Origin of the sequence: Undibacterium sp. Dicai25W (assembly GCF_049340505.1) — a bacterium.
GTDB lineage: Bacteria > Pseudomonadota > Gammaproteobacteria > Burkholderiales > Burkholderiaceae_D > Undibacterium > Undibacterium jejuense.
Window position 1 is genome coordinate 260628 of the sequence record NZ_JBMPOQ010000003.1, and the last position, 19665, is coordinate 280292.

General features: G+C 42.8%; 18 protein-coding genes and 1 tRNA gene. 17 read left to right on the forward strand and 2 right to left on the reverse strand.

The window, feature by feature from the left end; translation table 11 throughout:
* Nucleotides 1-212: 212 nt before the first annotated feature.
* The 3 genes from ACO0KY_RS05940 to ACO0KY_RS05950 all read left to right on the forward strand — a co-directional run bounded on the left by ACO0KY_RS05940 (nucleotide 213) and on the right by ACO0KY_RS05950 (nucleotide 3184).
* Nucleotides 213-692, forward strand: a complete 480-nt coding sequence (locus ACO0KY_RS05940) for a thioesterase family protein (RefSeq protein WP_186910541.1) — start codon at nucleotides 213-215, stop codon at nucleotides 690-692.
* Nucleotides 693-995: 303 nt separating this feature from the next.
* Nucleotides 996-1199 carry a cold-shock protein gene (locus ACO0KY_RS05945; RefSeq protein WP_186910542.1) on the forward strand — a complete coding sequence of 68 codons (204 nt, stop codon included), beginning with the start codon at nucleotides 996-998 and terminating at the stop codon, nucleotides 1197-1199.
* A gap of 260 nt (nucleotides 1200-1459) precedes the next feature.
* Nucleotides 1460-3184, forward strand: a complete 1725-nt coding sequence (locus ACO0KY_RS05950; protein WP_222612983.1) for a methyl-accepting chemotaxis protein — start codon at nucleotides 1460-1462, stop codon at nucleotides 3182-3184.
* Between the two features lie 78 nt (nucleotides 3185-3262).
* Here ACO0KY_RS05950 and ACO0KY_RS05955 read toward each other — a convergent pair whose 3' ends face one another.
* The gene (locus ACO0KY_RS05955) at nucleotides 3263-4168 is read right to left on the reverse strand and encodes a LysR family transcriptional regulator (RefSeq protein ID WP_186910543.1); all 906 of its coding nucleotides are present in this window, start codon (nucleotides 4166-4168) and stop codon (nucleotides 3263-3265) included.
* 204 nt (nucleotides 4169-4372) lie between these two features.
* Here ACO0KY_RS05955 and ACO0KY_RS05960 point away from each other — a divergent pair, with 204 nt between their 5' ends.
* The 6 genes from ACO0KY_RS05960 (at nucleotide 4373) to ACO0KY_RS05985 (ending at nucleotide 10852) form a co-directional block, all read left to right on the forward strand.
* The gene (locus ACO0KY_RS05960; protein WP_423044831.1) at nucleotides 4373-5053 is read left to right on the forward strand and encodes a haloacid dehalogenase type II; all 681 of its coding nucleotides are present in this window, start codon (nucleotides 4373-4375) and stop codon (nucleotides 5051-5053) included.
* A gap of 51 nt (nucleotides 5054-5104) precedes the next feature.
* Nucleotides 5105-6691 (forward strand): malate synthase A, encoded by a 1587-nt coding sequence (gene aceB, locus ACO0KY_RS05965; protein WP_423044832.1) that lies wholly within the window; start codon nucleotides 5105-5107, stop codon nucleotides 6689-6691.
* 145 nt (nucleotides 6692-6836) lie between these two features.
* Complete coding sequence (locus ACO0KY_RS05970; RefSeq protein ID WP_422992646.1) at nucleotides 6837-7406, forward strand: DUF1415 domain-containing protein; 570 nt, start codon at nucleotides 6837-6839, stop codon at nucleotides 7404-7406.
* 610 nt (nucleotides 7407-8016) lie between these two features.
* Entirely contained in the window at nucleotides 8017-9267 is a 1251-nt protein-coding gene (locus ACO0KY_RS05975; RefSeq protein ID WP_186910547.1) for an aspartate kinase, read from the forward strand.
* A gap of 165 nt (nucleotides 9268-9432) precedes the next feature.
* A tRNA-Ser gene (locus ACO0KY_RS05980) sits at nucleotides 9433-9526 on the forward strand.
* Nucleotides 9527-10129: 603 nt separating this feature from the next.
* Nucleotides 10130-10852 carry an autoinducer binding domain-containing protein gene (locus ACO0KY_RS05985; protein WP_423044833.1) on the forward strand — a complete coding sequence of 241 codons (723 nt, stop codon included), beginning with the start codon at nucleotides 10130-10132 and terminating at the stop codon, nucleotides 10850-10852.
* Between the two features lie 143 nt (nucleotides 10853-10995).
* On the opposite strand, the gene ACO0KY_RS05990 is transcribed toward ACO0KY_RS05985, so the two are convergent.
* Nucleotides 10996-12624 carry an FAD-dependent monooxygenase gene (locus ACO0KY_RS05990; protein WP_423044834.1) on the reverse strand — a complete coding sequence of 543 codons (1629 nt, stop codon included), beginning with the start codon at nucleotides 12622-12624 and terminating at the stop codon, nucleotides 10996-10998.
* Nucleotides 12625-13012: 388 nt separating this feature from the next.
* Between ACO0KY_RS05990 and ACO0KY_RS05995 the strand changes: the two genes are divergently transcribed.
* The 8 genes from ACO0KY_RS05995 to ACO0KY_RS06030 all read left to right on the forward strand — a co-directional run bounded on the left by ACO0KY_RS05995 (nucleotide 13013) and on the right by ACO0KY_RS06030 (nucleotide 19611).
* The gene (locus tag ACO0KY_RS05995; protein WP_423044835.1) at nucleotides 13013-13729 is read left to right on the forward strand and encodes an AfsA-related hotdog domain-containing protein; all 717 of its coding nucleotides are present in this window, start codon (nucleotides 13013-13015) and stop codon (nucleotides 13727-13729) included.
* Nucleotides 13730-13748: 19 nt separating this feature from the next.
* The gene (locus tag ACO0KY_RS06000; protein ID WP_423044836.1) at nucleotides 13749-14414 is read left to right on the forward strand and encodes an HAD family hydrolase; all 666 of its coding nucleotides are present in this window, start codon (nucleotides 13749-13751) and stop codon (nucleotides 14412-14414) included.
* Nucleotides 14415-14426: 12 nt separating this feature from the next.
* Nucleotides 14427-14657 carry a hypothetical protein gene (locus tag ACO0KY_RS06005; protein WP_423044837.1) on the forward strand — a complete coding sequence of 77 codons (231 nt, stop codon included), beginning with the start codon at nucleotides 14427-14429 and terminating at the stop codon, nucleotides 14655-14657.
* 84 nt (nucleotides 14658-14741) lie between these two features.
* On the forward strand, nucleotides 14742-15722 hold the full coding sequence (locus ACO0KY_RS06010) for a ketoacyl-ACP synthase III (protein WP_423044838.1): 981 nt from the start codon (nucleotides 14742-14744) through the stop codon (nucleotides 15720-15722).
* 7 nt (nucleotides 15723-15729) lie between these two features.
* Complete coding sequence (locus ACO0KY_RS06015; RefSeq protein ID WP_423044839.1) at nucleotides 15730-16704, forward strand: 3-oxoacyl-ACP synthase III family protein; 975 nt, start codon at nucleotides 15730-15732, stop codon at nucleotides 16702-16704.
* Nucleotides 16705-16740: 36 nt separating this feature from the next.
* Nucleotides 16741-17118, forward strand: coding sequence for a nuclear transport factor 2 family protein (locus ACO0KY_RS06020; RefSeq protein ID WP_423044840.1), 378 nt, complete (start codon nucleotides 16741-16743; stop codon nucleotides 17116-17118).
* Nucleotides 17119-17246: 128 nt separating this feature from the next.
* Nucleotides 17247-18770 (forward strand): MFS transporter, encoded by a 1524-nt coding sequence (locus tag ACO0KY_RS06025; RefSeq protein WP_423044841.1) that lies wholly within the window; start codon nucleotides 17247-17249, stop codon nucleotides 18768-18770.
* A gap of 1 nt (nucleotide 18771) precedes the next feature.
* Nucleotides 18772-19611 carry an alpha/beta fold hydrolase gene (locus tag ACO0KY_RS06030; protein ID WP_423044842.1) on the forward strand — a complete coding sequence of 280 codons (840 nt, stop codon included), beginning with the start codon at nucleotides 18772-18774 and terminating at the stop codon, nucleotides 19609-19611.
* The last annotated feature ends 54 nt before the right edge of the window (nucleotides 19612-19665 follow it).

Below are 19665 nucleotides of genomic sequence, written 5' to 3' on the forward strand. Positions count from 1 at the left end.
GCTACTCATATTGTTAATTTTTCGCGATTGAAGCTTTGTCCGTAAGTCCTGAAATGTAGTGCCGGTCTAGAGGTTTTCGTCCAGATGTTGTCGCAGTGTCTTTTTCTTTTGTTTATTTCGGGTACAGTTTATCGTCTTGCCAAGCGTGTCCTTTCTAATCCCCGACCTTATTGGCATTCATCCACGATAGAAATTTTTTAAATGGTCAACGAATGAAACAAGAGATGGTGAACAATCCAGAATTTCAAACTTTGCTGACGCAGGTGTTAGAAGAAAAAATCCCGTTTTGTCACTTGTTGGGCGTAAAGGTTGCCAGTCTTGATCCGGATCGTCCTCGACTCCAGTTTGATATGCGTGAAGAATTACTTGGTAATTTTGCGCAAGGCATGTTGCATGGCGGAGTGATTGCCTCAGTGCTCGATAGCGTTGCTGGTATCGCGATTCTGTTAAAAATGGCAGCGTTACATCCTAAAGAAGATGTCTTTTCTCAACTAAGAGAATTTGGCCTGATGAGCACGATCGATTTAAGAATTGATTATCTGCAACCAGGGAAGGGGGCGAGTTTTACAGCCAATGCAGAAGTGACGCGATTGGGTAAGCGTGTCGCGAATGTCTTGATGGATTTGCGAAATGAAAAAAACGAGCGTATTGCAACCGGTGCTGCTGCATTTATGTTGCACGGACGTACTTAAGTAAGATGCCGCTTGGCTGTGCGCACCTTTGAATGCGCTCATGAAAATGCCTTATAGCTAACATTTAGTATCGATTTGATGCAGATGAGGTCGCCAATTTGGCTGAAATTGGACAAGTTGCGCTAAAAGTTGAATATATTTGTAGATATCTTCATTTTTTATTTACTTTCTCTTGCAGATTGTGCGTATAATCAACTAGTCGTTGAGATTCAAAGTGGTAGTGCAGTATCAGTCTGTCATTTCTTACTTGGTTGAAACGATCTATCGGGCAAATGCCCAAATTAACTGAAATAGGAAATAGTAATGGCAACAGGTATTGTTAAGTGGTTCAATGATTCTAAAGGTTTTGGTTTCATTACTCCTGATGAAGGCGGCGAAGATTTGTTCGCTCACTTCTCCGCAATCGTATCTTCCGGCTTCAAATCTTTGAAAGAAAACCAACGCGTTTCTTTCGAAGTAACGACAGGCCCTAAAGGTAAGCAAGCTTCCAACATCGCTCCTCTGTAATTAGAGAGTTGATGGGCTGATATAACAGCCTTGCAATAAGAAATCCCCGATTTGTCGGGGATTTTTTTTGGTCGTTGTAAATGTGTCTCGCACTTTTTAATAAAACAACTTTATACTGCGTAGCACATGGATGAAATCTTGAATAGTGAAGATGATGCCTTGCTGAAACATTTTTTACTTATTCTTGTTTCTGATCAATACCAATTTTTTTGATATTTGTACGCTGGCGTATTTGAGAAAAACTGATTGAGAGGGTAGTGATGATGAATTTAACGATCAGGCTGAGGTTGATTGGTACCATGACCTTTATGGCTATCATGCTGACTATTGGTGGCTTGATGGGTATTTACGGTGTACGTAATAGTAATGCAGTCATCCAGGAGCTATTCACAAATCAGTTACCTTCGGTCGATAGTTTAGAGCAATCCAGGGTCTGGCTATTGAGTTCCAGAACCGCACTTGATAGGGCGATTGCCCATCCAGATGCTACAGATGTATCGACAACGATAAGTAAGTCGGAAGAGTTCGTTGTTAAGTCTGATGAAAGTTTTAAAAAATATCTTGCTTTGCCGCAGGATGAGGCAGAAAAAAAATTAGCAACGGATCTTATTTCACTTCGTGATACCTATTTAAAAGAAGCTCACCAACCTATGTTGGCGGCAATTAAGGCGGGTAATAAAGAAGAAGCTGATCGAATTAATACTGAGGTTGTTCCGGTTAAATTTTCTATTTACTCGGCAAAAATTGGCGAGCTTGCCGAGCATCAGTTTGCCAGTTCGGCAGACTTACTAAAAAAAAGCCAAAGCGACTTCACGATTTTTATGTGGGTTGATATTTTAGGCGTCATCGCAGGCTTGACGGCGGTTTTTATATCCGCACATTTCTTGTTGCGTGCCATTTCTCATCCTTTGCAGCAGGCATTGGTTCAATTTACTGCCATTGGTGATGGCGATCTGACAAATCAATTGAAACCTGAGTCTAATGATGAAATGGGGCAGTTGGTCTCTGGCTTGGAAAATATGCGCCAGAGTCTGGTGCAAACTGTGACGATGGTGCGTCAAAGTAGTGGTTCTATTGCTATTTCAGCAGAAGAGATCGCCGCTGGTAATATGGATTTATCTTCCCGTACTGAGGCTCAGGCAGCTAGCCTCGAAGAGACCGCATCCTCTATGGAAGAATTGACATCAACCGTGCAGCAAAATGCAGATAATGCGCGGCAGGCGAATACTTTGGCGTTGACAGCGTCCGATGTCGCAAGCAAAGGTGGCCGGGTGGTTGGTGATGTTGTGCATACCATGTCTTCGATTAAAGAAAGCTCCAGAAAAATTGTCGATATCATCGGCGTCATCGATAGCATTGCATTTCAGACCAATATTCTGGCGTTAAACGCTGCGGTCGAGGCTGCCCGCGCGGGCGAGCAAGGTCGCGGTTTTGCAGTGGTTGCAAGTGAAGTTCGCAATCTTGCTCAACGATCAGCTGGTGCAGCCAAGGAAATTAAAGAGCTGATCAGTAACTCGGTAGATAAGGTAGAAGAAGGCTCGCGTCTGGTGGATGATGCTGGTAAAACCATGGATGAAATCGTGGTATCCATTAAAAGTGTTGCCGATATCATGGCTGAAATTACGGCTGCCAGCGCTGAGCAAAGTGATGGTATTCAACAGGTCAATCAGGCAATCACCAAGATGGATGAAGCCACACAGCAGAATGCGGCTTTGGTCGAAGAGGCCGCCGCTGCCGCAGGTAGCATGCGTGAACAGGCAAATAATTTGAATCACGCCGTGGGAATTTTTAAAGTGCAGGCGAGTGAAACTCATGTGCGTCAAGTGAATTCGACGCCAGCACCAGTGATCAAGCACGTGGCGAGTCAGTCTAAATCCGTAGCGAAACCAGTAACGGCGATTGCCAGATCAGAAGCACCGAAGACTAAACCGCGTGAAGTAAAACCAATGAAATCCAGCGGTGATGGTGATTGGGAGGAGTTCTGAGTAGAGCTATACAGAGCTATAGACCGAACAAAAGAACGGGCTGCGGCCCGTTTTTTTATGGATAGGAAGTTCAAACGACTATTTTTTCTTCCAATAGTAAGGGTTGCTATACGCTTGACGTAAGAAGTCAATGAACGCACGAATCCGCAAAGGAAGATGTCGTCGTTGCGCAAAAATGGCATAAATATCATTGCCTGGTGCGGTATATTCGTCTAGCACGGTGATGAGTTTTCCCGATTCAATTTCAGAGCCAACTTCCCACATCGAGCGCCACGCCAGTCCTTTGCCTGCCATTGCCCAGTCGTGTAAGACTTCGCCGTCATTGCAGACCATATTGCCATCGACTTTGATGGTCACGTTTTTGCCATGTTGGCGAAAGGTCCAGCCTCGTTGGCTGCCGTCACTACTAAAGGCTAAGCAGTTGTGGTCGCTTAATTCATCGATGCTTTTTGGTGCGCCATAGCGCTTAAGGTAGTTCGGTGCTGCGACCACCACGCGCTTGTTATCAGCTAATTTAACGCCAATTAAATTCGAATCAGTCAGCGACGCGATGCGGATGGCAACGTCAATGCCCTCTCCGATGAGGTCAACCACCCGGTCATTCAAACTCAGGGTCAATTTCAGATCTGCATGTTCGGTCAGAAATGAAGGAATTAAGGGCGCGACGTGTTGTCTTCCAAAGCCTGCCGGTGCTGAAACTGTCAGCGTGCCGCTCGCATGCGCACTACGCTCAGAGACCGAGGATTCGGCTTCTTCCAGATCGGCCAGTATTCGCATGCAATCATCTAAAAATGCAGCGCCTTCATTAGTGAGGGCAATTTTTCGCGTCGTTCTTTGTATGAGTTTGACCCCTAATCTCGCTTCCAGTGCGTCAAGACGACGACTGATCATCGCTGGCGCAACACCTTCTGCGCGGGCTGCAGCGGATAGGCTGCCGCGATTCGCCACTTCAGCGAAGGTGCTGATTTGTTTGAATTGATCCATGTTTTTCTCTGAACTTGTAAGTTGATCAATAATTGCTGCTCATTGTCGCTAATGTTGATAGTCTATACGGTTGATTGTGTGTCTATTTTTAACTAAAAGTAAAAGATAAAGTGATAAAACTAAGTATTTATGTTGGTTTTTATTGAATACACTACAGCGTATTGTCTGTATTGTCTGCATTGCCAAATTGAGGGATAAAAATTCATGGCTATCCACGCGATTGCTTTTGATGCGTACGGTACTTTGTTCGATGTGTATTCGATTGCTCAACTTGCGGAAAAATTTTTCCCGGGGCGTGGCACTGAGGTAGCGCAAATGTGGCGCAGTAAGCAGATTGAATATACCCAATTGCGTACCATGTGCAGTATGTACAAGCCATTTTGGGAAGTAACCCAGGATGCTTTGGTCTATGTTTGTAAAAAACTGGGTCTGAATTTAAGCCTGGATGCGCAAAATAGTTTGATGGGGCAATATGCACGCCTCGAGGCGTTTCCCGAGAATTTGGCAGCCTTGAAAACGTTGCGCGCTTCCGGCGTTAAGTTATCTATTTTGTCCAATGGCACGACACCGATGTTGCAATCAGCGGTCGATGCAGCCGGAATGCAGGGTATTTTTAGTCATTTGATGTCGGTAGAGGTAGTGCGCAAATATAAAACAGCTCCTGAGGCCTATCAATTGGGACCTGACGTGTTTGGTGTGCCAGCTAAAGATATTTTATTCGTATCGAGTAATGGTTGGGATGTATGTTGCGCCACCTGGTTTGGTTACACCACTTTTTGGGTGAACCGCGCAGGTGCGCCTTTGGAAGAGCTGGGTGTGGTGCCCCATGGTATTGGTAGCACATTGACTGATGTGATTGATTTTGTGGAAAAGTTTCGTAGTTAGAATTTAGTTTTCATTTTTATTCTTATTTTTAATTTTCGCTTGGAGATGGATATGACGCAATTGAACTTACCTGCAGGTATGCAAATTACTGGTGAAATCAAACCAGGTTTTGAGCAAATTTTGACGCCTGACGCGTTGACATTGGTAGCGAAACTGAGCCGTGCATTTGAACCGCGCCGTCAAGAGTTACTGGCAGCACGTGTCGAACGTGCAAAGCGCCTCGATGCTGGTGAGCAGCCTGACTTTTTGCCAGAAACTTTGCATATCCGCGAAGGCGATTGGAAAATTGCCCCTATTCCTAAAGCACTTGAATGCCGTCGCGTAGAAATCACTGGTCCGGTTGAACGCAAGATGGTCATTAATGCGTTTAATTCAGGTGCAGATAGTTATATGACTGACTTTGAGGATTCCAATACACCAAATTGGGATAATCAGATCAGCGGTCAGATCAATATGCGCGATGCAGTTCGTCGTACGATCAGCCTGGAGCAAAATGGCAAGTCCTACAAACTGAACGACAAAATCGCCACTCTCGTGGTACGTCCACGCGGTTGGCATCTCGATGAAAAACACGTGCTGGTTGATGGCAAACGAGTTTCAGGCGGTATTTTTGATTTTGCTTTATTCTTATTTCACAATGCCAAAGAACAATTGGCTCGCGGCGCTGGCCCATATTTCTATTTGCCAAAAATGGAATCACATCTGGAAGCGCGTTTGTGGAACGATATTTTTGTGATGGCACAAAATGAAATCGGTATTCCACAAGGGACGATCAAGGCAACTGTTTTGATCGAAACTATCGTCGCTGCATTTGAGATGGATGAGATCTTGTATGAACTGCGTGAACATAGCTCGGGTCTGAATGCGGGTCGTTGGGATTACATTTTCTCTTGCATTAAAAAATTCAAAAACGATAAAGACTTTTGCCTCGCTGATCGCGCTAAAGTCACGATGACAGCGCCATTTATGCGTTCTTATGCTTTGCTGTTGTTGAAAACATGCCACAAACGTAATGCGCCAGCAATTGGTGGAATGGCTGCGTTGATTCCGATCAAAAACGATCCTGAAAAAAATGAGATCGCCATGGGCGGCGTACGTAATGACAAGGCACGTGACGCGACAGATGGCTATGATGGTGGTTGGGTTGCCCATCCGGGTCTGGTCGAGTTGGCGATGACGGAATTCAAAAAAGTGTTGGGTGATGCACCTAACCAAATTTCGAAACAGCGTCCTGACATCGAAGTGACAGCGAAAGATTTGTTGAATTTCCAGCCTGAAACGCCAATCACAGAAGCAGGTTTGCGTTACAACATCAACGTCGGTATTCATTATCTCGGCGCATGGTTAGCGGGCAACGGTTGTGTGCCTATCCATAATCTGATGGAGGATGCAGCGACTGCTGAAATTAGTCGTTCACAAGTATGGCAATGGATACGGTCTGCCAAAGGTAATCTGGAAGATGGACGTAAAGTGACAGCGGCAATGGTGCGCGCCATGATTCCTGAAGAATTGGCGAAGGTCAAAGAAGTTGCGGGTGATGGCCCAACGTATGACAGAGCTGCCGTCATTTTTGAAGAAATGTCGACTTCCGAAAACTTTGCAGAATTTTTGACTTTGCCTTTATACGAAGAAATCTAAAATATTTCATTACTAAAGTTAGTCAGGATCAAAAAAACAGCCCGAAAAAAACGGGCTGTTTTTATTGGTGGTGGCATACTGTCGTTTTATTTTCTACACTGTGTTGCGACGTCTTGTCCTGCAGTTTTTTGAAAGCGTATTGATCATGCCTCAGTCCACACCTATTTCACCAGAAACCGTCATTGCCCATACTGAAGAATGGCTGGAAAAAGCGGTTATCGGTCTCAACCTCTGTCCGTTTGCTAAAGCGGTGCAAGTAAAAAAGCAAATCCGCTATGTGGTCAGCGAAGCGACGACACCAGAAGCTTTGCTGGAACAATTGCACAGCGAGTTGGAATTGTTGGCTGAAACGAGTCCGGAAAAGATTGATACGACGTTATTGATTCACCCTCAGGTATTAACAGATTTTTTGGATTTTAATGACTTCCTCGACGTCGCTGATGGTTTGCTGGAAGAGTTGGAACTGGATGGTATTTTGCAGGTGGCGAGTTTTCATCCTGATTTCCAGTTTGATGGTACAGAAATTGATGATATTGAAAACTATACTAATCGTTCGCCTTACCCAGTGATGCATTTGTTACGTGAAGAAAGTATCGATAGGGCGGTAGAAGCGTTTCCTGATGCTGGCATGATTTATGAAAAGAATATCGAAACCATGCAAAAACTTGGTTTTGAGGGCTGGGATAAATTGGATCTTTCTTACTTGAATAAATAACCGCTATCAGTGCCCAGGCCGCGGTATTTCTAAACTCGCTTTGATTTTTTTGGATTCGTTCATGAAGTAGGTCTTGGACTCGAGTGATTTACGAATTTGCAGCAAAAAAAGAATAGGGTTGCCGCTTTTCTGCAATTAATTATTTATATCGATATATGAAAAAGTCATGTGGCGATTCTTGTTTTTTTGTAGTCGCATTATCGTGATAAGCGATTTGTCACAGAATTGATTTTGAGTAGTGAATATCGACAACCGGATTTTGTACTGAGGGGGAGTATAATTTTTTATCCTTATATATCAATGAGATATGGCGATAAATTAAATATACTCCCTGATTTTTATGTGTTTCTACACTCACTACAGCATGCCGGATCTGTTTCTTGTCGACGCTGATGTGCGCGGATTGCTGCCGTCAGGCATGTTTTTTGTCATGTTGATTTTCAGTTTTCTTATTTGTTTGGCTCATTTTCTGTGGAAAATTCGCTCTGACTCTCAGCAATGCCGCGGATTCTTCAGAAATTTTGCCTAAAAGCTCCTTGTTATTTTGCAGAGCAGCATGTACAGTAAGAGGTTGATTTACCTCATTTCTCACCCTTAGTCTTCTATATCTATGGCTTTAATCGTCCACAAATACGGCGGTACTTCGATGGGTTCAACAGAACGCATCAAGAACGTCGCCAAGCGCGTCGCCAAATGGCATGATGCCGGTCACCAGATAGTTGTGGTGCCTTCGGCAATGTCTGGCGAAACAAATCGTATCATCGGTCTCGCTAAAGAAATTATGGCGCAACCTGATCCACGTGAACTCGACATGATCGCCTCGACCGGCGAACAGGTTTCCGTTGGATTGCTGGCAATGGCCTTGCAGGCTATTGGTAAGCAAGCTGTGTCTTATGCCGGCTGGCAAGTTGCCATCAAGACCGACTCTTCTTACACCAAAGCACGTATTGCATCGATTGATGATGCAAAAGTAAAAGCTGATCTGGATGCGGGCAAGATTGTCATCATTACTGGTTTTCAGGGTGTAGATGAGCAAGGCAATATTACAACGCTGGGGCGCGGTGGTTCCGATACATCGGCGGTGGCCGTTGCGGCAGCTTTAAAGGCGCAAGAGTGCCTGATCTACACCGACGTTGATGGTGTCTATACCACAGATCCGCGCGTGGTCTCAGATGCACGTCGCCTGAACACGGTGACCTTTGAAGAAATGCTGGAAATGGCATCCTTAGGTTCCAAGGTGTTGCAAATTCGCTCTGTAGAATTTGCGGGTAATTACCGGATGCCTACTCGGGTTTTGTCATCTTTGACTGACCCATTAATGCCGCTGGAAGAAGAAGCAAAATCCGGCACACTGATTTCGTTTGAGGAAGATACACACATGGAACAAGCTACCATCACTGGCATCGCGTTTAACCGTGATGAAGCCAAAATTACCGTTCTGGGCGTGCCTGATCGTCCAGGTATTGCGTACCAGATTCTCGGCCCGGTTGCTGATGCAAATATCGAAGTCGATATGATCATACAAAACCAGTCGGTAGAAGGAAAAACCGACTTCACTTTCACTGTTCCACGCGGCGAGTACCAAAAAGCGATGGAAGTGCTCGAAGGTAGTGTTAAAGCCCACATCGGCGCAACCAGTATCGTCGGCGATTCCAAAGTGTCGAAAGTCTCCGTGGTTGGCGTAGGTATGCGTAGCCACGTAGGTATTGCATCCCAGATGTTCCGCACCTTGTCGGAAGAGGGGATCAATATTCAGATGATTTCTACATCTGAAATCAAAATCTCTGTTCTGATCGACGAGAAATACATGGAGCTTGCAGTGCGTGCATTGCATAAGGCATTTGGTCTGGAAAACTCTTAATCCTTAAGTTGTAACCGCGATCAGAGCGATCGTTGGCGGTTTAATGCTGTTGTAGTTTGAAAAAAACTATTTTTGTTGGTCGCAATAGTTGACCAAAAGCAGTTGAACCGCTATTATCTTGATCTCGATTACTACCGAGCTCTAGGGCAAAGTTTGTAATAGTGTGGAGGCGTGGCCGAGTGGCCGAAGGCACTTCCCTGCTAAGGAAGCATATGGGCTTAAACCTGTATCGTGAGTTCGAATCTCACCGCCTCCGCCAGTAATTCTGATTAAGCCCCTGATTCGTCAGGGGCTTTTTCTTTTTAGCGATGACTCGCTATATTTGGCCGATAGATCACCAACGCTTTTAGCTAAAATGCGAAGATCACTCGAAGGCGTACTGCAACGGTATCGCTTATCATCCCGCCAGGGTCTTTCCTGCGGTCATGCTTATCACTTCGTTCACTGCAACCAGCTATCTCTGTTCTGACCTACGATCAACTTAAATTCGATGTAGTGAATCAACTGTTCGTGACATTGTTTACAGCAATTAGTCAGAAAATACCGAAGGGATATGCTGGATTATGATCGAACCGTTAACCTTTTTACTGCAATCGAAGCAATGATGTCAGATTTGAATGTTTACTCTGGGAAATGATGGTTTACGAAGAATATTTTGAAATGTACAATTAGTTAACAAAATATTTGCTTCTCATTTTTTCTTGAGTACTTGGGTTATCGAATACACGTAGTACAGGAAGATATGCCAATGCTTCTTATGAAATGTTCAGACTGAAGTGATGCATGCTGACCTGTGATGACGAAGTCTGGACTCAGCGTACATGCATTTGGCAGGGGCAATCAACGATGATTATGGTGATATATGCGGCATAGCTGGAAAGATGAAGTTGTTTCAGAATTACCTGAGGAAACATTTGATCAAGCGTTTTCAAAGCTGCAGAAGCATGTGCAGGACTTAGGATTTGATTATTATTCCTATACGTTGATTGTTGCGACACCGGTAACAAAATTAAATACACGAATATTTAGTAATTTTCCGGATGCGTGGGAAATTCAGCGATCAGATAAATTTGGTATGGACCGTGATCCAATTCTTAAATATGGTCTGAATTGTACTAAGCCGTTTATTTGGGATGTTTCTGACCCGCAAAATAAAGAGTATTGGCAAACTGCTGCTGCTCATAAGATACATGCAGGGTGGTCACAGGCGGTGAGGGATCACCGTGGTTGCATTGGAATTTTTTCTGCAGCATCTCATCGTAAAGAGATGACATTGAATGAGTTGAATGAGATTACTCCAAAAATGATTTGGATAGCACAAACTGCGCACGCAACTTTAAGTAATAAAATTTATTTTGAAATGCTTCCCAACGGCGCTGCGAAGTTAAGCAATCGAGAGAAAGAAATTTTGCTCTGGTCTGCCGAAGGGAAAACAGTAACCGAGGTGGCAATGATTTTGAATATATCTGAGCGTAATATCGTGTTCCATATTCAGAATGCCATGAAAAAGCTAAATACCTCAAATAAGACCCAAACGGTGGTGACAGCTGCCTTGTTGGGCCTAATTCCTCGAACGCTGATATAAAAAACAAAGTTATTTACAGGCTCCTGAACTTGTTTCAGGTTAATACTTATTCGTATGGTTGTGTGGCAATGGCACATCTGTGGAAGAGGAGCTGAAGCTGTGCTTTGCTCTTGCATGCGGTCGTCAAATGAAACAATGAGATGTCAGGCGTAATCAGGTGCGCACACTACCTTCTCAGTTTGAGTTACCCCTCTCAAGATCTCTGCGAGCATTTCATTCAAAGCATGTAAATCTTTGCTTTCTGCGTGATAAGCGATGTATCCATCTGGCCGTATTAGTACGACGTCGCCTTCTTTGGCCGCAAGACTTTTTTGTAGCGTGGCGAACCGATCAAGTAAATTATGTTGCGCCGACGGGATATTCTTTAAACCTTTCTCACTTACTGCAAAAAAAGTGATTCTGTATGCTTCCATCAAATGGCGAGTGCAATCAAAATGGCGGCCATCGTTATCAAAAATAATTGCGATTAGTAAATGTGAGTCTGATAGTTGGTAGGTCGTGACGTGCTGATGATTGCCATCAATTAAATTTGCAAAAGGAACATGCCCTCCGACCGCAGATGTGATACTCGACTTGCGTATAATTGAATTGGAATCGTAGACCTGACTTAAGCCAGAAAATGCATGCGGCAGGGTTGTTCTAAAGTGTCCACGGTTACTCATCGTTGGTAACCAATATTGAATATTGGAAAGTTTGCCTGGATTGCCGCAACTGATAATTTCAGTTGTGTCATCGGTGCTGGCAATGAGCTGTTCCGCTTTTCTTCGTCGCTCGATTTCATAGGTGTCGAGCATACTTTCGGAATAATCACCTTGTATGACGCCAGCAAGTTTCCAGGCGAGGTTGCGGGCATCCTGAATGCCTGTATTCATTCCTAGTCCACCGATGGGACTAAATAAATGTGCCGAATCTCCTGCTAAAAAAATGCGTTTAACGCGGTATCTTGATGCAAGCCGATTATATAAAGGTGCACTTGATTCCCAAGTGATTTCCCGGACCATCACTTCTTCATCGGCGTATTTATTTAATATCTGCTGGTAGTCGTCTTTTTTGAGTTTCTGATTTATTAAATCTATAGGCATATGGTTTTCGGAAATGACGATACGCGTCAAGCCACCTGGAATGGGGATTGCAATCAGGAAGCCCTCTTCTTGAATGAAATAATGCGCATCTTCACGTTGCTTATTCTTCCATACTATTTCGGCATCAAAAAGCCTCATGAAAGCATTGTAATTTTTACCTTCAAATGCGACGCCTAATAATTCTCTCACTTTACTTCGGCTACCATCGCATCCGATCGCAAATTCAAAAGTAGCAGTTTCTATTTTTCCTGGTGCCTGGTGTAAAGTGGCCTCTACACCACCATTGTTTTGAACAAGATGTTTTAATTCAGTGCCTTTTTCTACCTGGATACCCAAACTACTGAGATGATCTTCAAGAATTTGCTCACTCTGCGGTTGAGGTAATGCAATTGAGTAACGGTAAGGGGAGTGCGAGAGTCTGTCGCAATCAATGTGCATTAACTTCTTTTTTGACCAGTAAGAATAAATATGCTTGATCTTTATTCCGGCGCTGATGAACTTGTCTGCCACGCCCATTTGCTGAAATGCTTTTAGCGATGCGGCATTCACCCCTAATGCTTTAGAGCCTTGCATTTTTTCTTGTCGTTTTTCAATAATTCGAACTTTAATTCCATAAATAGTGAGTTGTGCTGCAAGAACCAAACCAACTGGTCCTGCACCAACGATCAATACCGTATTTCCGTTTTTCATATTTTCTTGCCTCCCAAAAATCAATAAAAATAATTAAAAATGATTCAGATGCTAGCCCTCAAATAGCGGTTTGTCAGCTGTACTTTTTTACACTTGTTGTTATTTTTTTCGCTGCTAACATTGCATCCATATCTGAATCGAAACACTCAATTTTTCTTATGTCATTACGTCATATTGAAGCGTATATAAATTTTATACGATCGATTAAAAGAAAAAAGAAAGTGCTACAACCGAGATGATTTGTTGAACATCAATAATGAAATTTATCGATGACTCTTATACGGCTGCAATATCGAAAAGTATCAAAGGCGTTTGAGTTGAGCATGCTTCGCAAGTTTAATCGTCGATTAACTGGTTACCTTAATGTGATCATGATTTAGGAAGAAAAATGAAAATTGTTGGAAACAAATTTATTGGCGTATCAAACGGCAATTCCGTCAAAACCGTTGATCAGTTTTTGGCATCGTTGAAATTACAAAACATTGATCCGGCTTTATTGAGTGATGGTATTTCAATCGAGCAAGGTGTATCTCATACTCAGGCAATCAGGATCAAAGAGGCAATTGACAATGTGGGGCTATTTAAAGCACCGATCTTGACTTCGTATTTCGATCAATATCAACGCTGTAATGGTGTGTTGACGCATAAGCTAAAAGCAGAAAATACGCTGATCTCAGATCCAGGAAAAATTGATGAGGATATATTTCACAGCATATTAATGATTGACGATGAATGTGCCGAGTTATCTGATCACGTCACTGGCAAGCATCTTCAATTTATGGTTCTGATCGAAGCTGGCCGACAAATGGCAAATGCCGTAACGCAAAAATTTTATTCAAATGACTCCAAAATTTATATGGCAGAAAATATGAATATCAGCTTTGAATCATTTGCGTATCCTTTTGCTGTCGATATAAATTTTTTGATGTTGGATAAAAAAATACGCGCTTCTGGTGACGGTAAGTTGACGTCACAAATTCAATTTTTCCAGTCGGGAAAGCGCGTTGCTGAGATCGTCATTTCTTTCACGGTGATGGATAAAAAATTTGTCTCCACATTGGAGTCGATGGCATTAAAAGGAATTGATGCCAGGTTGGCAGCATGAATGATGAGGTGAAGCAGAGATGAGAAATCGTATTGCGGTTTTTGATTTGGATGAAACCATTATCAGACAAAAAAGCATGCTATCTGTGGTGAGGCAATATTTTGAACTTGGCAGTGATATTGAAAAATCCAGAGATGTTGGCTTCACTGATTTTATGGACCACATCAGCAAGTTTGTTGAAAGTAATGAGGGTCGCCAACAACAAAATCGCTATTTCTATCATCTGATGTCTGGCTTTGAGCGGCAACGGATTAGACGCGCGGCAGAGGCGTGGTTTCTGCGTGAAAAGTACGCCATCTATAACGATGCTGTTGTGGCAGAACTTAAGCGTCATAGAGATAACGGTACTTTGATTGTCGTCGTTACCGGCTCATTTTTTGACGCAGTTTTACCGATCAAAAATGACCTGGGTATTGATTATGTCTTATGTGTGAACCAGGAAATTGAAAATGGTTGTTATACCGGACGTATTTTTGGAAGCCCAGTGATTGGTGTTGGAAAAGCCGAAGCATTGGCAAGCTTTGTCAAAGAACATCAGGTCAACATGAAAGATAGTTATGGCTATGGCGATCACATATCCGACGTGGCAATGCTAGAACTTGTTGATCATCCATGTGCAGTAGGCAATTCAGTCGAATTGAAAAAGCTAGCAGTTAGCCGGGGCTGGCAATGTTTAGATTTTTAAATGGAGAACAAGATGTGTCATGAAGATTTTAAGAAAGACTTTGCGGCGGTGTTGGAAATACCTTGCGAGAAACTAACGTCGGATTTTAATCTGGTTGAGGGGGCTGTTTGGGATTCATTAGCTTTTCTCAGCACAATGGCTTTGATCGATAAGCATTACCAAATGGTAGTCGATCCGGCTGAGCTCATGAACGTGGTACGTTTCGGGCAATTACTCGACATATTGGAAGTTGCTGAGGTCTAAATGGGATATCGCACGTTCAAGCACGCTCGAATAGTAGGTGTATCTGCTGCCGTTCCACGCATTTGCCGATCTAATGCAGATATCTTGGGTACGGTTGAGGATGTGAACAGGACTGCCAGAATTTGCGGAGTGGAGCAAAGGTATATTGCCCCGAGCGATGTGTGTGCATCTGATCTTTGCTATACCGCGGCAGAAGCCTTGCTTGATCAAATTCGTTGGGAAAAATCGAGCGTTGATTTGTTGATCTATTTAACGCAGACCCCAGACTATATTGTGCCAGCAACAAGTTGTGTTCTTCATGAGCGCATTGGCTTGTCTCATGCATGTGGCGCATTTGATATGGGTTTGGGCTGTTCGGGCTATGTCTATGCTTTGATGACAGCATTTAGCATGTTAGCAAAACAAGGGATGAAACGGATTTTGCTACTGGTTGGTGATACACCAAGCAAAATGATTTCTCCATTTGATATACCCGCCAATATCCTCTTTGGTGATGCTGGAACGGCTACCGCTATCACGTTTGACGAAGATGCTGGGGAGAGTCATTTTGTTGTTGGAACAAACGGGGCAGGGAGTAAATCTCTCATTATTCCAGCGGGTGCTTACAGGCAACCCAGTAATGAACATACTTCCGTACGGGAGGTAAATGAAAAAGATGGAAGCGCTCGTTCACTTGAAGATCTCTATATGGACGGAGCCGCGGTATTTGGACTAACGCTTAAACATGTTCCGGCGCTCGTAGACCAACTATATCAAGTCTCTGGCTGGAAGCAAGGGGATGTGAGCCAATGGCTATTTCACCAGGCTAATCAATTCATGGTGGAATATTTTGCGAAAAAATTTGGAGTTACAGAAGCACAATTTCCTATGAACGTTGCTCGATTCGGCAATACTAGCCCTTCATCAATTCCGTTGTTGATGGTGAGTGAACAGTTTTCCGCACGAATGGAATCAAATTTTACAAAAATGGGAATGATTGGGTTTGGTGTTGGTTTTTCTTGGGGGGGCGCATTTTTAGAGCAAAAGCGAATTCAGTGCTTGCCTTTAATCTATCAATATAAATGAGGGTGGTATGGGAGCAATGATTGAAGCTGTTAGCTTTTATCTTGGAGAAGAAAAGCTCGATAATGAAACTTTGACGGCGAGGCAACCGGATTGGCCTGTTCACAAAATTGCAGAAAAAACGGGAATTCATTTACGTCATATTTCTAAAGAAAATTGCTTTAGTCTCGAGTTGGCCATTGAAGCCGGGAGGAAGCTTTTTCTTGAACATGACATACGACCAGATTCCATTGATTACGTGATTTTTTGTAGTCAGACGCCAAAATTTTTAATTCCGACCTCGGCTTGCGTGTTGCAGCATGCACTGGGATTGCCTACACATATTGGTGCTTTTGATCTAAATCAAGGATGTTCCGGTTACGTAACTGGTTTGATGCTCGCCAATAGTCTGATCCAGTGTCAGCATGCCGAGCGCGTTCTCTTAATTACTGCGGATACGTACACCAAACTGCTACATCCAGATGACCGAAGTTTGAAAACAATTATGAGCGATGCAGCTTCGGCGACAGTGATAAGTGCTGCTGGTAATGACCGTCGATTTCATCATTTTGAATTTGGAACTGATGGAGCTGGTGCGCAATCAATAACGGCTGAATTTTCAGGAGTGAAGGGGCTATTAAGTGGTTCGCCTTATTTGCAGGATTTCAAAATGAACGGAGGCGAGGTATTTAATTTTGTTATTTCTACCTTACCCGATTTGATCTCGAAATTAATTGCAAGGATGTCTTTGCAATTAAGTGATATTGATCTATTTATTTTTCATCAGGCAAATTCGCACATGCTGGAAAGCGTTCGCGCAAAAATGGACGTGTCACGTGACAAATTCTTTGTTGCTATGAATGATGTCGGAAATACAGGGTCGTCTAGTATTCCTATTGCGATATCTCAAGCAATTCAAGCCAAAAAGTTAGTACCGGGTCAGAAAGTTGTATTTGCAGGTTTTGGCGCCGGACTTTCCTGGAATTCTTGCATTATGGACTATTAATTTTGCGAGAATATTTATGATTTACAAGGAGGTTCTATGACTCAAGCAGTAACACAACTGGCCAAACAATTAATTAGTGCCTTTGAAAATAAAGATATCCACGCAGTTGCTGATATTTTGGCTGACGATATTGTTTTGGAAGATGTACCAATGGCAGATAAGCACAAGGGAAAATCTAATGTTGTTGGGAAAATTTCAGATCTTTTTGGAAAAATCCAATACTACAAATGGGACTTAAATGACATTATTGTCGATGGAAAAAAAGTCGTCGTTGAGCGTATTAGTCAATTAGCTTTTGGTGATAAAAATGTCTCCTTGCCAATGCTGGTTATTCTTGAATTTAACGATAGCGGCAAGCTGATTAAATTTAAAGATTACTTTGATCTAAAAACTTTGGAAAAACAATTGGCTTAAACGAAGTATGCAAGGGGCCGCTATTGATCGTAATGATCAATGCGGCCTGATTTTTGATTGTTGCAGAAGCGTATTCTGCGAAAAAAATCGTTTTCGCGCCTTAACGCAGAACTCAATGAGGAAGCGCAATGAAAAAGTGGTTGGTACTTTTCTCAATAGGTATTTTTTTATTTTTGGCTAATTTAGATATGACCATCGTGAACTTGGCTTTGCCCGAGTTTTCTCAAGTCTTTCGGGCAACGATGCCACAAATTCAGATGGTTGTTGTGAGTTACTTAACTGCCGCAGCCGCATTTTTTTGTTTATTCGGAAGATTAGCAGATTCAATTGGTAAAAGACGCGTATTTATATTTGGTAGTTTGTTATTCACTCTTTCTTCTCTTTATATCGGTGTGTGGGCAGCGACGATTGAACAAGTGATTTTCGCACGGTTTGTACAGGGTGCAGGTTTTGCTGCCACCTTGGGACTCGCGTTACTGCTTATTGCTAAAGCGTTTCCTCAAGACAAAAAAGGGTTTGCGACTGGTGTTGCAGTCACGGTGACAGGTGTTGGTATGGCTTTAGGGCCGCCACTTGGTGGGGTCATTTTGCAATATCTCGATTGGCGATGGATATTTTTGATCAATGTCCCGTTGGGTTTGTTATCTATTACTCTCGTTATATTGACGGTCGACAAGGATGACCCAGCAGAAAAAAGTAAATTGAAGCTGGATTTGCCAGGTGTTCCGCTGTATCTCTTTGCATTGGGATGTCTCATTTATTTATCGAATATGGTGAACCACATCAGCGTTCTTAAAAGCGCTCTTGTTTTCGGACTTTTTCTGATTGGTACATTCTTGTTTGTGCAACGAAGTGTTCGAGTATCTTTTCCGTTGATAAATGTCTCCTTGATGAAGAATGTCAGCTATTTAAAAATCATCTTAATCCGAATGATTTTTAACTACACCATGGCAAGCTTTTTATTTGTGCTACCGACCCTGATGCAGAATGTTCTCAATTATTCGAAGTTAAAGTCTGGTATCTGGTTACTCGCCATGACTTTCTCGGTTGCTATTGTTGCCCCTCTTGCCGGTAAAGTGGTGGATACGGTGGGCTATAAACTACCAATTTTTGTAGCGCTACTATTGTTGACATTTTGTTCCCTTGCATTTTCATTCTCAGGAGAGTCGATGCCAATTGCACTATTTTCTATGGGATTGTTGTGCTTTGGCGTAGCCAATGGAATATTAACGACCTCTACTATTGCCGGTGTTAATGCAAATGCACCTAAGGGGCAGGCGGGTACCGCGATGGGACTTTTTTTTACATTGGTTATGATCGGGTCATTGTTTGGTGTCAGCATTTCTGGTTTATTTATTGATTTATTCAGTCATTTTAAGCTTACGCAAATGTTGGGTGATTCGATTGGTATTAATACTCCTGAATTTTTAACACTTGCTTCTTACGCTAACGGTAGTCATAACATTAACGAACTAACATCAACACATTTGAATTTTGTGTCTGGCAATCTGTCAACTTTAGCTTCAGTCAGTTTCTTTTCCGCATTCCGTACCTTAATGTTTTTCAATGCGGGTTTATCTATGTTAGCCATCGCATTATGCGGTTCTTTGATGCTCCGCCCGCAGACAAATTTTAACGAAAGAAGTGTTTGATATGCGCTCAAATTTTATACAGTGCGAATTCGGTCGATTGCATTACATCGCTAATTCAAGGCGAGATGATCGACCCAATCTTTTTCTTTTACATGGCAACGCATCGTCTGCGGCTTCATTTCTGCCGATGATGCGACTTCTTGATAACGATTTCAATTTGGTCGCATTAGATTTTCCCGGACATGGGAAGTCTGAGTTTTTAAATGCGGATCTTTTCTGCTATTACTACAGCATGGAAGGATTGAAAAAGGTGATCGAAATCGTGCTAGCGGCTATTGGTTTTTCAAATTATATTGCTGCGGGTAATAGTCTTGGTGCAAACATACTTGCACAATCTATGCCTTCACTTAACGGGCTGCAGGGCTTAATTTTAATGGCTAGCATTCATTCATCTGGTAAAGAAGATTTTTTCAATCAGGTGAATCCAGATGCGCCAAGTAAGTTATCCTTAAAACGGGTACTAACTGTTGATGAAGTGAATACCTTGACTCGCGCATTTATTGACGCATCCAAGTGGGATAGTGATGTGCACCGGTTAATGTTTGAAGATATATTTCATGCTGATGGTCAGTTCCGTGAACAGATTGTCCGGCATATGCCGATGCAGATATGGCCAGACGAAATTAAGAACTTGCGTACAAGTTTAGTTCCGCAGATTTATATTGGTGGACGTAATGATGTTTTTATTGGGAGTGAACATTATCGCAAGTTGAGTGAAATAGTTCCTGCCCTGGAGAGCACTGTCTATATTCTGGATCATGTCGGTCATATACCGCATCTTGAAGATCCTGAAAGTTGTGCGAATTACATTCATCAGTTTATTCATGCACTTTGCCTATAATTTGGTTTATTGATATCTCGATATTACCTAGAAATCGCGAAAATATCTTACAGA